15 protein-coding genes are annotated in these 14,134 nt (G+C 73.1%); 9 read left to right on the top strand and 6 right to left on the bottom strand.

Features of this window, described 5'->3' with window-relative positions:
- Positions 1–1,737 (bottom strand): SWIM zinc finger family protein (locus D1825_RS04225; protein ID WP_199721492.1); only part of this gene is annotated, 1,737 nt, incomplete at its 3' end.
- Between the two features lie 114 nt (positions 1,738–1,851).
- Here D1825_RS04225 and D1825_RS04220 point away from each other — a divergent pair.
- Entirely contained in the window at positions 1,852–2,628 is a 777-nt protein-coding gene (locus D1825_RS04220) for an SDR family NAD(P)-dependent oxidoreductase (RefSeq protein WP_118766214.1), read from the top strand.
- A gap of 20 nt (positions 2,629–2,648) precedes the next feature.
- A complete protein-coding gene (gene pyrE, locus D1825_RS04215; RefSeq protein WP_118766213.1) occupies positions 2,649–3,224 on the top strand; it encodes an orotate phosphoribosyltransferase in 576 nt (191 codons plus the stop codon).
- 14 nt (positions 3,225–3,238) lie between these two features.
- On the opposite strand, the gene D1825_RS04210 is transcribed toward pyrE, so the two are convergent.
- On the bottom strand, positions 3,239–4,012 hold the full coding sequence (locus D1825_RS04210) for an HAD-IIA family hydrolase (RefSeq protein WP_118766212.1): 774 nt from the start codon (positions 4,010–4,012) through the stop codon (positions 3,239–3,241).
- Positions 4,009–4,752, bottom strand: coding sequence for a VTT domain-containing protein (locus tag D1825_RS04205; RefSeq protein ID WP_118766211.1), 744 nt, complete (start codon positions 4,750–4,752; stop codon positions 4,009–4,011). Before D1825_RS04205 ends, D1825_RS04210 begins: the two co-directional genes overlap by 4 nt.
- A 94-nt stretch (positions 4,753–4,846) precedes the next feature.
- On the opposite strand from D1825_RS04205, the gene D1825_RS04200 reads away from it, so the two are divergent.
- Positions 4,847–5,503 carry a TrmH family RNA methyltransferase gene (locus tag D1825_RS04200; RefSeq protein ID WP_118766210.1) on the top strand — a complete coding sequence of 219 codons (657 nt, stop codon included), beginning with the start codon at positions 4,847–4,849 and terminating at the stop codon, positions 5,501–5,503.
- A gap of 109 nt (positions 5,504–5,612) precedes the next feature.
- The gene (fbaA, locus tag D1825_RS04195) at positions 5,613–6,632 is read left to right on the top strand and encodes a class II fructose-bisphosphate aldolase (RefSeq protein WP_118766209.1); all 1,020 of its coding nucleotides are present in this window, start codon (positions 5,613–5,615) and stop codon (positions 6,630–6,632) included.
- Between the two features lie 60 nt (positions 6,633–6,692).
- Here fbaA and D1825_RS04190 read toward each other — a convergent pair whose 3' ends face one another.
- The gene (locus D1825_RS04190; protein WP_118766208.1) at positions 6,693–7,121 is read right to left on the bottom strand and encodes an STAS domain-containing protein; all 429 of its coding nucleotides are present in this window, start codon (positions 7,119–7,121) and stop codon (positions 6,693–6,695) included.
- A 117-nt stretch (positions 7,122–7,238) separates the two neighbouring features.
- Here D1825_RS04190 and D1825_RS04185 point away from each other — a divergent pair, with 117 nt between their 5' ends.
- The gene (locus D1825_RS04185) at positions 7,239–9,368 is read left to right on the top strand and encodes a SpoIIE family protein phosphatase (RefSeq protein ID WP_118766216.1); all 2,130 of its coding nucleotides are present in this window, start codon (positions 7,239–7,241) and stop codon (positions 9,366–9,368) included.
- Between the two features lie 3 nt (positions 9,369–9,371).
- On the opposite strand, the gene D1825_RS04180 is transcribed toward D1825_RS04185, so the two are convergent.
- On the bottom strand, positions 9,372–9,737 hold the full coding sequence (locus D1825_RS04180; RefSeq protein WP_118766207.1) for an STAS domain-containing protein: 366 nt from the start codon (positions 9,735–9,737) through the stop codon (positions 9,372–9,374).
- Positions 9,738–9,908: 171 nt separating this feature from the next.
- On the opposite strand from D1825_RS04180, the gene D1825_RS04175 reads away from it, so the two are divergent.
- From D1825_RS04175 to purD, 3 genes are all read left to right on the top strand, one after another.
- The gene (locus D1825_RS04175; RefSeq protein WP_118766206.1) at positions 9,909–10,337 is read left to right on the top strand and encodes a DUF3151 domain-containing protein; all 429 of its coding nucleotides are present in this window, start codon (positions 9,909–9,911) and stop codon (positions 10,335–10,337) included.
- 150 nt (positions 10,338–10,487) lie between these two features.
- Positions 10,488–11,774, top strand: a complete 1,287-nt coding sequence (locus tag D1825_RS04170; protein WP_118766205.1) for an adenylosuccinate synthase — start codon at positions 10,488–10,490, stop codon at positions 11,772–11,774.
- 178 nt (positions 11,775–11,952) lie between these two features.
- Positions 11,953–13,212, top strand: a complete 1,260-nt coding sequence (gene purD / locus D1825_RS04165) for a phosphoribosylamine--glycine ligase (protein WP_118766204.1) — start codon at positions 11,953–11,955, stop codon at positions 13,210–13,212.
- A 6-nt stretch (positions 13,213–13,218) separates the two neighbouring features.
- Here purD and D1825_RS04160 read toward each other — a convergent pair whose 3' ends face one another.
- Complete coding sequence (locus D1825_RS04160; protein WP_199721491.1) at positions 13,219–13,716, bottom strand: AAA family ATPase; 498 nt, start codon at positions 13,714–13,716, stop codon at positions 13,219–13,221.
- A 72-nt stretch (positions 13,717–13,788) separates the two neighbouring features.
- Between D1825_RS04160 and D1825_RS04155 the strand changes: the two genes are divergently transcribed.
- The coding region (locus D1825_RS04155) for a hypothetical protein (protein WP_138067430.1) at positions 13,789–14,134 on the top strand (346 nt) is incomplete at its 3' end.

The following is a 14,134-nucleotide window of genomic DNA, read 5'->3' as shown; positions in this document are numbered from 1 at the left end:
GTCCTCGAGCTCCGCCCACATGCCGGCCTGCAGCCGCCCGACCCGCACGGAGTCCGAGTGCTTGTCCTCCAGAGCGCGCGACTCCTCGACCAGTGCGCGCAGCCGCGCGAGCGCGGGCGTGTCCACCTGCAGCCACAGCCCGTCGGGCAGCAGCACGCGCGTCTCGCCGAGCGCGAAGGCGCGCAGCAGCGCGGGCACCGGCACCTCGACCCCGTTGACGACCACGCGGACCGTGAGGTCGAACCAGTCGCGGTCCTTCGACTCGGTCATGATCTCGACGGCAGCCTCGCCGGACGCCTGCCGATAGGCCGGCACCGCCTCGTCGACCACCACCTCGAGCCCCCGCACGCCCCGCAGCGACGGCACCACCTGCTCGACGAGCTCGACCGCCTGCCACGCCACGAAGCGCGCGTCGGCGAGCGACCCCGAGCCGTCGAGCAGCGGGCCGGCGACCGCCTGCACGTCGGCAACGATCGCCGCCTCCGCGGCGATGTCCCGCCACTCGGAGGTCGTCTCGTGGACGCCGAACCGGTGCGTGACCACCCCGTCGCCCTCGCGGTACTCCCACGCCCAGGTCGCCGTCACGACGTGCCCCGGCTCTGCCCCGAGCCGCAGCTGCAGCGTCGGTGTGGGCAGCGCCGGCGGCGTGACCGACCCGTCGGACGAGCCGACGTGCGCGTGCGCGACGAGGCGCGGGTAGTACGTCCGCAGGAAGCGCGCCGTCTCGTCGGCCGGGACAAGCAGCTCCCCGACGTCGCGCAGCAGGGCGGTCGCCGCGTCGGAGGCCGCCGGCACGAACGGCGCGAGCACCAGCTGTGCGGGCTGCGGGTCCTGCCCGCGCAGGGCACGACCGGGGCGCCGCACGGCGACCGCGTCGTCCCACCAGCACACGCCCGACGCCGCGTCCCGCCCGATCAGCAGCATGCGCTCGGGGTCCAGCTCGAGGTCGCCGACCCGCACGTGCACCGCCATCTCGAGAGTGCCCTCGTCGGCGGTGCGCAGGTCCACCTCGACGCCCGCGGGCTCCGAGGACAGCGTCACGGGGACGTCCGAGGTGAGCTCGACGCCCGCGTCGACGAGCCCCACGAGCGCGGGCCACAGCGCCGGGCCGCCCTGGTCGAGCCAGATCGTCGTGGGCGCGGACGCCCAGGGCACGTCGTCGTGCGCGGCGCGGTAGACCGAGGCCAGCGCCGCGGCGTGCGTCGCGTCGAGCCCGTAGTGGTGGCGCCGGTTGACGACGTCCCACGAGATCCCCGACTTCACCCACCGCCCCGCCGCCGATCGCGACACGGGCCGGGCGCGCAGCCGGACGCGGTCGTCGCGGTCGGTCGTCAGCTCGACGAGCAGCGCGAGCGCGGAGCCGCGCGCGCGGGACCGCACCGACCCGCCCGCGTCGAGCGCGCGGTCGAGCGAGCTCTGCCACGACGGCACGGGCGGGGCGGCGCCGGCCTCCGGCGCACGCTCGGGCGCGAGCAGCACGGCGGCCGCGTGCTTGCACAGGACGCGGACCGGGCACGTGCACGACGAGCGCGCCACGTCGAGGGTCGAGCCGTGCCGGGCGAGCTCGACGACGGTCGTGTACGGCCAGGGCGCGGAACCCTGGACCTGACCGATCAGCACCAGCTCGCGCGCGTTCCAGACCGTCTTGAGCACGTCGCCGCGCTCGGCGTACCGCCGCCCCCGCTCGAACGCCACGTCGCCGACGGCGGCGCGGATCTCGGGATCGGCAACGAGCACGCGGCGCTCCTCAGGGACGGGTCGGGCCACCAGGGTAGGCGGGCGCGCCGACACCACCCGTACGGCCGACGAGGCACCCAACGACGCAGCCGCGAGCCGCATAGGCTGACCGCCATGGGTACCGCACTCGTCACCGGCGCCAGCGCTGGACTCGGCCTCGAGTTCGCGTGGCAGCTGGCCACCGCCAAGCACGACCTCGTCCTCGTCGCGCGCGACGAGGAGCGGCTCACGCGCCTCGCCTCGCAGCTCGAGGCGGCCGCGGGGATCCGCGCCGAGGTGCTCGTGGCCGACCTGTCCGACCGCGTCGACGTCGAGCGCGTCGCGCTCCGCCTGCGGGACGACGAGCGACCGGTCGGGTTGCTCGTCAACAACGCGGGCCTCGGCCTCAACCAGCGGCTCGTCGGCGGAGACATCGCGCGCGAGGAGGCCGCCCTCGACGTCATGGTCCGGGCCGTCCTCGTGCTCTCGCAGGCCGCGGCCGAGTCGATGACGGCCCGCGGCCGCGGAGCGATCCTCAACGTGGCCTCGGTCGCCGCGCTGCTCGCGTCGGGCACCTACTCCGCCCACAAGGCGTGGGTGCGCAGCTTCACCGAGGGGCTCGCGGTCGAGCTCAAGGACACGGGCGTCACCGCCACCGCGCTGTGCCCCGGCTTCGTGCACACCGAGTTCCACGAGCGCGGCGCCATCGACGTCAGCAGCTACCCCGCCATCGCGTGGCTGAACGCGGAGAACGTGGTGGCCGCAGCGCTCGCCGACGTCCGCCGCGGAGTCGTCATCTCGACCCCGAGCGTCCGCTACCGGACCATCTCCGCGCTCGCCCGCATCGCGCCCCGCTCCGCGGTCCGGGCCGTGGGCCGCTACCGCAAGGCGATCGAGCACCCCGACGGTTGATCGGCGCTAACCTGGCGCGCGTGACCGAGACGCTCTCCCCGACGCCCCGCGAGCAGCTGCTCGCCCTCATCCAGGACCTCGCCGTCGTGCACGGCAAGGTGACGCTCTCGTCGGGCCGCGAGGCCGACTACTACGTCGACCTGCGCCGCGCCACGCTGCACCACCGCGCCGCGCCGCTCATCGGCCACCTGCTGCTGGACCGCCTCGAGGAGGTCGGGCTCGGCACGGCCGAGATCGACGCCGTCGGCGGCCTGACCCTCGGCGCCGACCCGGTCGCGACGAGCCTGCTGCACGCCGCCGCGAGCCGGGGGCAGGACCTCGACGCGTTCGTCGTGCGCAAGGAGGCCAAGGCGCACGGCATGCAGCGCCGCATCGAGGGCCCGGACATCGCGGGCCGCAAGGTCGTCATCCTCGAGGACACCTCGACGACCGGCGGGTCGCCCATCGCGGCGCTCGAGGCCGCGCGCGAGGCCGGTGCGGAGGTCCTCGGCGTCGCGGTGATCGTCGACCGCAACACGGGCGCGCAGGAGAAGATCGAGGCCTACGGCGTGCCGTACCACTACCTGTTCAGCCTGGCCGACCTCGGCCTTGCCTGAGCGAGCCTGACCCGTCAGACGCGCTCGACGAGGTCCGCGACCGACGGCAGCACCTCGCTGGGGCGGAACGGGAAGCGCTCGACGTCCTCGAGCCGGGTCGAGCCGGTCAGGACCAGGAACGTGCGCAGCCCGGCCTCGATGCCGGCGACCACGTCGGTGTCCATGCGGTCGCCGACCATCGCGGTCGTCTCGGAGTGCGCGTCGATCCGGTTGAGCGCCGAGCGGATCATCATCGGGTTGGGCTTGCCGACGAAGTAGGGGTTGCGGCCGGTCGCGGCACGGATCATCGCGGCGACCGCACCCGTCGCGGGCAGGTCCCCGTCCGCGGACGGGCCGGTCACGTCGGGGTTCGTCGCGATGAACCGCGCGCCGCCCTGGATCAGCCGGATGGCCTGCGTGATCGCCTCGAACGAGTACGTCCGGGTCTCGCCGAGCACCACGAAGTCGGGCTGCGCGGCGGTCAGCGTGTAACCGGCCTCGTACAGCGCGGTCGTGAGGCCGGCCTCGCCGATCACGTACGCCGAGCCGTGCGGCATCTGGTCGACGAGGAACTGGGCCGTGGCGAGCGCCGAGGTCCAGATCGCGTCCTCGGGCAGGTCGATGCCGGACGCCGCGAGCCGCGCGCGCAGGTCCCGCGGCGTGAAGATCGAGTTGTTGGTGAGCACCAGGAACGGGCGCTCCTTGTCACGCAGCGCGCGGACGAACTCGGCGGCGCCGGGCAGGGCCGTGCCCTCGTGGACGAGCACGCCGTCCATGTCCGAAAGCCAGGAGCGGATCTCTCGCGTCATGCGTCGAACGCCTTCCTCTCGACCTCGGCACGCTCGTGGGGCTCGTCGTACCGCTCGTCGCGAGGCTCCTCGAGCGACTCCCCGGCCTTGGTCTTGCGCCGCGCGCGCAGCAGCTCGAGCCCGATCGGGATGACCGAGATCGCCACGACGACGACCAGCAGCAGCTCGATGTTGTTCTTGACGAACGAGATGTTGCCCAGCGCGTACCCGAGCCACGTGACTCCGACGGCCCACAGCAGGGCGCCGAGGGCGTTGAAGCCGACGAAGTGGCGGTAGCGCATGCCGCCGACGCCGGCCGCGACGGGAGCGTAGGTGCGCACGATGGGCACGAAGCGCGCGACAACGATCGTCCGCCCGCCGTACCGGTCGAAGTAGGCGTACGTCTCGTCGATGTAGCGCTTCTTGAAGAACCGCGAGTCCGGCTTGTTGAAGACCCGCGGCCCGACCTTGCGACCGATGAGGAACGCGCACTGGTCGCCGAGGAACGCCGCGACGAACAGGATCAGGCTCAGCCACCAGATGTTCAGGTCCAGCGTGCCCTGTGCGACGAGCGCCCCCGCGGTGAACAGCAGGGAGTCGCCGGGCAGGAACGGGAACAGCAGTCCCGACTCGATGAACACGACGACCGCGATGCCCACCAGCGCCCAGGTGCCGAACGAGCTGATGAGCTTGTCGGCGTCCAAGAAGTCGGGGCCGAGTGCGTGCACGGAGCCTGCGGCGGCGAGCGTCGTCGAGAGCATGCCGTCAGCCTACGGGCCGGGATGTGTGCCGCCCTCGTTCGGGCTGTGTGCGGCTCGTGAGGCTTCGCCCGTACCGTCGTCGCTGTGAGCCGCTATGAGCACTGACGACGAGACCGGCCGGCCCGACGAGGTGGGCGTCGGCCCCTGGCCCGGCGGCCCCGCCGCCTGGCCGGTGACGGCGGACGGCTCGCCCGACGAGCGCTACGACCCCGAGCTCCTCGCGCACGGCGACCGCCGCAACGTCGTCGACCGGTACCGGTACTGGACGCTCGACGCCGTCGTCGCCGACCTCGACACCCGCCGCCACCCGTTCCACGTCGCGATCGAGAACTGGCAGCACGACCTCAACATCGGCTCGGTGGTCCGCACGGCCAACGCGTTCCTCGCGGGGGAGGTGCACATCGTCGGCAACCGCCGCTGGAACCGCCGCGGCGCCATGGTCACCGACCGCTACCAGCACGTCCGCCACCACCCCACGGTCGCCGACCTCGTCGCCTGGGCCGACGAGGAGGGGCTGCCCGTCCTCGGCGTCGACAACCTGCCGGGCTCCGTGCCGCTCGAGGGCTACCCGCTGCCGCGCGGCTGCGTGCTCGTGTTCGGCCAGGAGTCGGTGGGCCTGTCCGACGAGGTCCGCGCGGCGGCCTTGGACGTCCTGCACATCGCCCAGTTCGGCTCGACCCGCTCGATCAACGCCGGCGCGGCCGCCGCGATCGCGATGCACGCCTGGATCGCCCAGCACGCGGCGGTCTGACGAGACCTGCGTCACGCGTCCATGGGCAGGACGTCCCGGACGCGGTATCGCCCGGTAGTGGCAAACTCTGATCGATACCTCCCCCACTAGCCGCAGGAGATGTGAGCAGATGGCCATCGCCACCCCCGAGGTGTACGCAGAGATGATCGACCGGGCGAAGGCGGGCAAGTTCGCCTACCCGGCCGTGAACGTCACGTCCTCGCAGACGCTGACCGCCGCGCTGCAGGGCTTCGCCGAGGCCGAGTCCGACGGCATCATCCAGGTGTCCGTCGGCGGCGCCGAGTACGCCGCCGGCTCGACCGTCAAGGACCGCGTCGCCGGGTCGCTCGCGCTCGCCGCCTACGCCGCCGAGGTCGCCAAGGGCTACCCGATCACGGTCGCGCTGCACACCGACCACTGCGCCAAGCAGAACCTCGACTCCTGGGTGCGCCCGCTGCTCGCGCTCGAGATCGAGCAGGTCAAGGCCGGCAAGCTCCCCACGTTCCAGTCGCACATGTGGGACGGCTCGTCCGTGCCGCTCGACGAGAACCTCGTGATCGCCGAGGAGCTGCTCGAGCTCTCCGTCGCCGCGCGCACGATCCTCGAGATCGAGGTCGGCGTCGTCGGTGGTGAGGAGGACGGCCACACGGCCGAGATCAACGACAAGCTCTACACGACCGTCGAGGACGGCCTGGCCACGGTCAAGGCCCTCGGCGCCGGCGAGCGCGGCCGCTACCTGACGGCCCTCACCTTCGGCAACGTGCACGGCGTGTACAAGCCGGGTGCCGTCAAGCTGCGCCCGTCGATCCTCGCGGACATCCAGAAGGCCGTCGGCGACGCGATCGGCAAGGAGAACCCGTTCGACCTCGTGTTCCACGGTGGCTCGGGCTCGACCGAGGCGGAGATCGCCGAGGCGGTCGACAACGGCGTCATCAAGATGAACATCGACACGGACACGCAGTACGCGTTCAGCCGTCCCGTCGCGGACCACTTCTTCCGCAACTACGACGGCGTGCTCAAGGTCGACGGCGAGGTGGGCAACAAGAAGGCCTACGACCCGCGCGCCTGGGGCAAGCTCGCCGAGGCCGGGCTGGCACAGCGCCTGGTCGAGGCCGCGCAGCAGCTGCGTTCGGCCGGCCACAAGCTCTGACCTGCACGACGAAGCCCCCGGCAGCCCGCAAGGGCGGCCGGGGGCTTCGTCGCAGGTTGGTCAGTCCGTGGACGTGGTCTCGCCCACCGGCTGGAACTCGCGGGAGTCGTCGCCCTCGACGACGTCGAGGAGCTCACCGATGCGGGTGACCTCGAGCAGGAAGCGCACGGTGGGCGGCACACGGAGCAGGCGCACCCGGTGCTGCGAACGGATCGAGAGCCGCGCGAGGAACGCCACGCCCGAGGAGTCCATGAACGTCACGTGGTGCGCGTCGACCTCGATCGGCAGCCCCAGGTGCTCGGCCTCGGCCGTCGCTTCCTGCAGCTCGGAGGCCAGGTCGGCGTCGACCTCGCCCGAGAGCACGATGCGGGTGCTGTCCGTCCCGACGATGACGTGGACGGCTCCGGGCTCGCCCGCGGCAGCTGCGGCATCCGCGGCGCCTGTGCCGTCGGTGGGCTCGTCGGGGGTCGTGCTGTTACCGTCGCGCACGGTGCTCCTTCCGGTGAAGGCGGCGCCGCTGTGATCGACGTATCGCCCGTTCAGCACGCTAGACGATCGGAGGTGGTGGTGGTCAACACCCCTGAGGGTCGGACTCTCACCCAGATCATGTCTGACGTGCCGGAACGCTCTGCTGTGGAACCAGTGGTGCTCGAACGGGCGCTGCGAGACCTCGCCGTGCCCATCGCGCTGCTGGATGGTGCTGATCCTCATCTGCCGGTCGTGTGGGTGAACCGGGCATTCGAGGTGAGCACAGGGTACGACGCGGCCGACGCCCGTCGGCACCAACGCGACCCCGTGCCGCCCGGCGCGCGTCGGCCCGACGCGCTGCTCGCCGTCCGGGAGGCGGTCCGCGAGCGACGCGAGGTCACCCAGACCCTGTCGCTCCGTCGCGCCGACGGCTCGGTCTACACCTGCCTCGTGCACCTGTCCCCCCTCGTCGACGCCGACGACCGGATCACGCACTGGGTCGCCGCGCTGCAGGACCTCACCGAGCGGATCTCGCACGACGCCGCGCAGAGCGCCCTCGTCGCGGCGGAGCGCCGCGAGCGTCGCGCCCTCGGGATCGTCGCGCAGGTCTCCGACCTCCTGATGGACGTCGACGACCGGATGACGCCGCTGCACGAGATCGCCACGCTGCTCTGCGACACGATCGTCGGCTGGGCCCGGTTCTACGTGAACGACGGCGGGCTGCGTCCCGCCGACGGGATCGACTCCAACCACCCGCCGTCGGGCAAGGGACGCCGACACGGCGCACCCACCCGCTCCGTCGAGCCGGGCGCCGACACGACGCCCGGTCCCGACGCGGTGCAGATGCTGCTCGACGGGGTCAAGGACAGGCCCGTCGAGCTGCCTCTCGACGGCTGGTTCCCGCGGGGGAGCGCCTCGTCGTGGCTCGCCGCGCACGTGCACGCGCAGGGCCCGCACGAGCTCGTCGACGGAGCCGCCCGCGCCGCGGTGTTCTCGGTCTCGGGCCGACGACGCGTGCTGGGGCTGCTCGTCGTGCTGCCGCGTGCCGGGCGCGGGCTGGACGGCCTGGAGCAGTCGGCGCGCACCGTCCTGGAGCTGACCGCGCGACGCGTCGGCCTCGTGATCGACAACGCGCGCCTGTACGACCGCGAGCACCGCCTGGCCGAGACGCTGCAGCGCGCGATGCTCCCGCAGCAGGCCGACGTCGACGGCCTCGACGTGTGGACCTACTACGCCCCGAACTCCGAGAACGTGCAGGTCGGCGGCGACTGGTACGACGTGCTGCAGATCTCGCCCGACGTGGTGGGCGTGGTGATCGGGGACGTCGTCGGCCACGACGTCGAGGCGGCCGCGGCGATGGGACAGCTGCGCTCGGTGGTGCGGTCCTACGCGTACGACATCACGATCCCCGGCCCGGTGCTCGAGCGCGTGGACCAGCTCGTCGCCGGGATGCGGATCCCGCGCAGCGCGGGCCTGGTGCTCTCGACGCTCACGCGGTCGGGCGGCTCGTGGCGGCTCGACTACTCGCGCGCCGGGCACCTGCCCGTGCTGCACGTCCGCGAGGGTGAGGTCATCGCGCTCATGGAGGGCGGCGGCCCGCTCATCGGCTTCGGCGGCGAGGGCCGGTCCACCCAGACGCTCGCGCTGGAGCCCGGCGACGTGCTCGTCTACTACACCGACGGGCTCATCGAGCGCCGGGACCGCGGGCTGCGCGAGGGCATCGACGCGCTCACCGAGGTCGTCGGGGGAGTGACCGCGCGCGACTCGGCGGGCATCGGCGAGGAGATCCTGTCCCGGCTCGCCGACCACCCCGAGGACGACGTGGCCGTCGTCGTCGTGCGCGTGCCGGACCCGCGCGACCACCTCGAGCGGGGCCGCAGCCCTCGCCGGCGCCGCTGGTCGCTGCCGAGCGAGCCCTCGTCGATCGGGCGCGCGCGCCACGCCGTCGTGCGCACCTGCCACGCGTGGGACATGCCGAACGCCGCGAACGCCGAGCTCGTGGTCTCCGAGCTGGTGGCCAACGCCGTGCTGCACGGCTTCGGGCACGTCTCGCTGCAGCTCTACGACACGGGCGACGGCCTGCGCATCGAGGTCGAGGACGGCAACCCCGCGCCCCCGATCGCGACCGACGGCCACCCCGGCCGCGTCGGCGGTTTCGGCATCAAGATCGTCGAGCGCCTCGCGGACTGGGGCTGGCGCCCGTCGGCGCGCGGCAAGCTCGTCTGGGCCAAGGTGCGCCCCGGGGACCTGCCGCCCTCCGCTCGCTGAACCTCAGATGCTCGGCGTCGGGTCCGTCTCGGTGACGTCCGGCGCGGTGACCGGCTCGCAACGGTGGTCCGGGTCGATGCGGAACAGGTCGAGCGCACCGCACACCTCGATGACGAACAGGTCGCGCGGGTCGGCGCCCCGCAGCACGGTCGCACCGCCGCGCTTGCGGCCGGCGTCGGCGAGCGAGATGAGGAACGCGGCGCCCGTCGAGTCCATGAAGTTCACGCGGCACATGTCGACCACGACGAGCTGACGACGCAGACCGACGACGCGCGCGGCGATCTCGGGGAACTGGTCGCGCTCAGCCAGGTCCAGGTCGCCGGACACGACGATGGTCGTCGTCGTGGAGGAGGCGGAGATCTCGATCATCGGGCACCAGGTCGGTCGAGTGATGGGGCGGGGACGACTGTAAGTTGCCGGACGCACCCGTGCATCCGGGCGCGCTGCCCCCACCGCTCCGAGCAGCATTCTTGCCCCTCCCGGCGCCGCGCGCAGGACGACCCGCGCGGGCGTGTCCGATCGCGGTGCGAGACTGGCCGCATGAGCCACGAGAACCTGCTCGACGGACCCGCACCTACCCTGCTGCCCGCCGAGGGCCCCGACGCCGACGCGCGCGCCGCGCTGGCCTCCGGATCGACCCTGCAGGAGGCCGCCTCGGCCGCCCCCGCCGCCTCGCTCGTCTGGGCGCTGCTCGCCGAGCAGGCGCTCGCCGACGTCGGCGACCCGGTCGCCGCCTACGCCTACGCCCGCACGGGCTACCACCGCGGCCTCGACGCGCTGCGCCGCGCCGGCTGGCACGGCCGCGGCCCGATCCCCGCCGACCACCGCCCCAACGAGGGCTTCCTGCGGGCGCTGCTGGCGCTCGCGGAGGCCGCCGAGGCGATCGGCGAGCAGGACGAGGCGGACCGGTGCGAGAAGTTCCTCACCGACTCGGGGACGTCGGCACCGGCGGTGGCCGCTCTGCGCTGAGGCTCTGCTGCGCGGGCGTCCGTCGTGGACGTCGCCATGACCAATCCTTGACCGTCGGGTAGCCTCTCGGGGTACTGGGTCACTGCCGCCCGTGCCGAGGCTCCTCCGTGTCGAGCCGGACCGTCAGGCAGCCGTAGGAGTGGTGATCAGATGCCTGCCGTCGTGGTGCTCGGCGTCCAGTGGGGCGACGAGGGCAAGGGCAAGGCGACCGACCAGCTCGGCTCGCGCATCGAGTACGTCGTGAAGTTCAACGGCGGCAACAACGCGGGCCACACGGTGGTCATCGGCGGCGAGAAGTACGCGCTGCACCTGCTGCCGTCGGGCATCCTCTCGCCAGGCGTCGTCCCGGTGATCGGCAACGGCGTCGTCATCGACATCGAGGTGCTGTTCGAGGAGATCGACGCGCTCGAGGCACGCGGCGTCGACACGTCGCGCCTGCTCGTCTCGTCGGCCGCGCACGTCATCGCGCCCTACAACCGCACGCTGGACAAGGTGACCGAGCGCTTTCTCGGCAAGCGCCGCATCGGCACCACGGGCCGCGGCATCGGCCCCGCGTACTCCGACAAGATCAACCGCGTCGGCATCCGCATCCAGGACCTGTTCGACGAGAAGATCCTCGCCGAGAAGATCGAGGGCGCGCTCGACCAGAAGAACCACCTGCTGGTCAAGGTCTACAACCGTCGCGCGATCACGGTCGACGAGACGCTCGAGGACCTGCTGCGCCACGCGGACCGGCTCAAGCCGTTCGTCGCCGACACCCCGCTCGTGCTCAACCGCGCGCTCGACGAGGGCAAGACGCTCGTGTTCGAGGCGGGCCAGGCCACGATGCTCGACGTCGACCACGGCACCTACCCGTTCGTCACGTCGTCGTCCGCCACGGCCGGCGGAGCGTGCACGGGCTCGGGCGTCGGGCCGACGAGGATCGACCGCGTGGTCGGCGTCGCGAAGGCGTACACCACGCGCGTGGGCGAGGGCCCGTTCCCCACCGAGCTGCTCGACGACGACGGCGAGTGGCTGCGCCAGACCGGTGGCGAGTTCGGCACGACGACCGGCCGCCCGCGCCGCACCGGCTGGTACGACTCGGTCGTCTCCCGCTACGCCTCGCGCGTGAACGGGCTCACGGACATCGTGCTGACCAAGCTCGACGTCCTCACCGGCCGCGACCGCATCCCGGTCTGCATCGCCTACGAGGTCGACGGCCAGCGGTTCGACGAGATGCCGGACGACCAGAGCGACTTCCACCACGCGAAGCCGGTCTACGAGTACCTGGACGGCTGGACCGAGGACATCAGCGACGCGCGCGAGTTCGACGACCTGCCGGTCAACGCGCAGCGCTACCTGCTGCGGCTCGAGGAGATCTCCGGCACGCGGATCAGCGCCGTCGGCGTGGGCCCGGGCCGCGAGGCGACGATCGTCCGCCACGACCTCCTGGGCTGACGCGCCTTCGCTCGGCCGCCCGTCATCACGCCGATTCCGCATCACCTCGCCGATAATGATCGGCGAGGTCATGCGAGATCGGCGAGCTGATCGCGGCTCGGCCGACGGTGACGGGCGGCGCCGGGCGCGCTGAGACGGCGGGTCGCGGCGCGAGGAGGGGTCGGTAGGCTCGGCGACCGTGAAGATCCTCGTCGTCGGAACCGGCGCCCGTGAGCACGCGATCGTCCGCGCGCTGTCCCTCGACCCGGCCGTCACGGAGCTGCACGCGGCTCCGGGCAACCCCGGGATCGGGGCGCTCGCCACGCTGCACACCGTGAACCAGCTCGACGGCCCCGCCGTCGCCGCCCTGGCCGTCGACCTGGGGGCGGACCTCGTGGTCGTCGGCCCCGAGGCGCCGCTGGTCGCCGGCGTGGCGGACTACGTGCGCGAGGCCGGGATCGCCGTGTTCGGACCGTCGGGCGAGGGTGCTCGTCTCGAGGGGTCGAAGGCGTTCGCCAAGGAGGTCATGGAGGCCGCCGGCGTCCCGACCGCGGCGCCGCGCGTCGCGACGGACCTCGAGCAGGCGGCGGCCGCGCTCGACGAGCTCGGTGCCCCCTACGTCGTCAAGGACGACGGGCTGGCCGCGGGCAAGGGCGTGGTCGTCACCGACGATCGCGACGAGGCGCTCGCCCACGCGCACGCGTGCCTGGAGAAGCAGGGCGGCCGGATCGTCATCGAGGAGTACCTCGACGGTCCCGAGGTCTCGCTGTTCGTCCTGTCCGACGGCACGGACGTGGTCCCGCTCGTCCCCGCGCAGGACTTCAAGCGCGTGCACGACGCCGACGAGGGCCCGAACACCGGCGGCATGGGCGCCTACTCGCCGCTGCCGTGGGCGCCCGACGGGCTGGTCGAGGAGGTGCTGGACCGCGTCGCCCGCCCGACGATCGCCGAGATGGCCCGCCGCGGCACGCCGTTCGCGGGCGTGCTGTACGTGGGCCTCGCACTCACGTCGAACGGCCTCAAGGTGGTCGAGTTCAACGCGCGCTTCGGCGACCCCGAGACGCAGGTCGTGCTCGCCCGGCTGGTCACACCCCTGGCGGGGGTGCTGCTCGCGTCGGCCACCGGCGCCCTGGGCTCGTTGCCGCCGCTCGAGTGGCGCGACGACGCGGCCGTGACGGTCGTCGTGGCGTCCGAGGGCTACCCGGCCGACCCACGCTCGGGCGACCCGATCCTGGGCGTCGTGCAGGCGGACGCGCTCGACGACGTGCACGTGCTGCACGCGGGCACGTCCCAGAAGGACGGCGTGCTGCTGTCGGCGGGCGGCCGCGTGCTGTCCGTGGTGGGCGTCGGCGCGGACCTCACGGCCGCGCGTGCCGCGGCCTACGCGGGCGTGGACCTCATCAGCCTGCGGGGCGCGCACCACCGGTCGGACATCGCGCTGGCAGCGTCGCAGGGCTGAGGCTGGTCAGCGGCAGACGTCGAGGACGTCGGCCAGGACGGCCGCGGGCGGACGCCCCGCCGTGTCGACGACGGTCGCGCTCGGCCACGGGTCCACGTCGACCGCGACCACGTCCGCCCAGGTCGGCTGCCGGTGGCCGGGGATGTCGCCCACGCGCGACTCGACCCGCCGCCGGTGCTCGTCCGCGTCCGAGCAGGTGAGCCACACCTCGACCACGCGCGACGCGACCGAGCACCAGCCCGCGCGCGCCTCGTCGACCGCGTTCACGGCGTCGGCGACCACGCTGCTGCCGGCCGCGAGCGAGTCGGCGGCGACCGCCATGCCGATCGCGTACCCGGCCTCCGCGGGCCGGTCGAGGCCGAGCGACGAGCGCAGGAGCGCCTGCTCGATCGTGTCGATCCGCACGTGCGCCGCGCCGAGCTCGCGGGCCAGCGCGCGGGCCAGCGTCGTCTTGCCGGTCCCGGGCAGCCCGCCGAGCACGACGAGCAGGGGTGCGTCATCCACGGGGCCGACTCTTCCACGCGGGCGGGCGTGCGGCAGGATCGGTCCCGAGCGGTCGAGCGAAGGAGTGACGCGATGGGCAACGGGACGTTCGTGTACGGCGGCGGGGCGTGGGGCGGGGACGCGGCCGACGAGCCGAGCCTGAGCATCGAGGTGCAGGACGGCGACATCGCCACGGTCGACTACCGCCCGGCACCGGAGGGCCTGGGCCGGTTCTACCTGGGTTTCCAGCCGCGGGACTTCTTCGACGACCCGGCCGAGAGCGCGCCCGTGGACCTGGCCGCGGAGGCCGAGGCGTTCGCGGAGTGGGCCCTGCTCGTCGGCGCGGTCGACGTCGAGGCGAAGCACGTGCGGCGGCTGCTGGCCGAGGCGCACGTGGACGAGCCCGTGGACACGTTCGTCGAGGAGACGGCCCAGCGGC

The organism is Cellulomonas rhizosphaerae, from assembly GCF_003470205.1.
Taxonomy (GTDB): domain Bacteria; phylum Actinomycetota; class Actinomycetes; order Actinomycetales; family Cellulomonadaceae; genus Cellulomonas; species Cellulomonas rhizosphaerae.
This window is presented reverse-complemented; position numbering and strand designations above follow the sequence as displayed.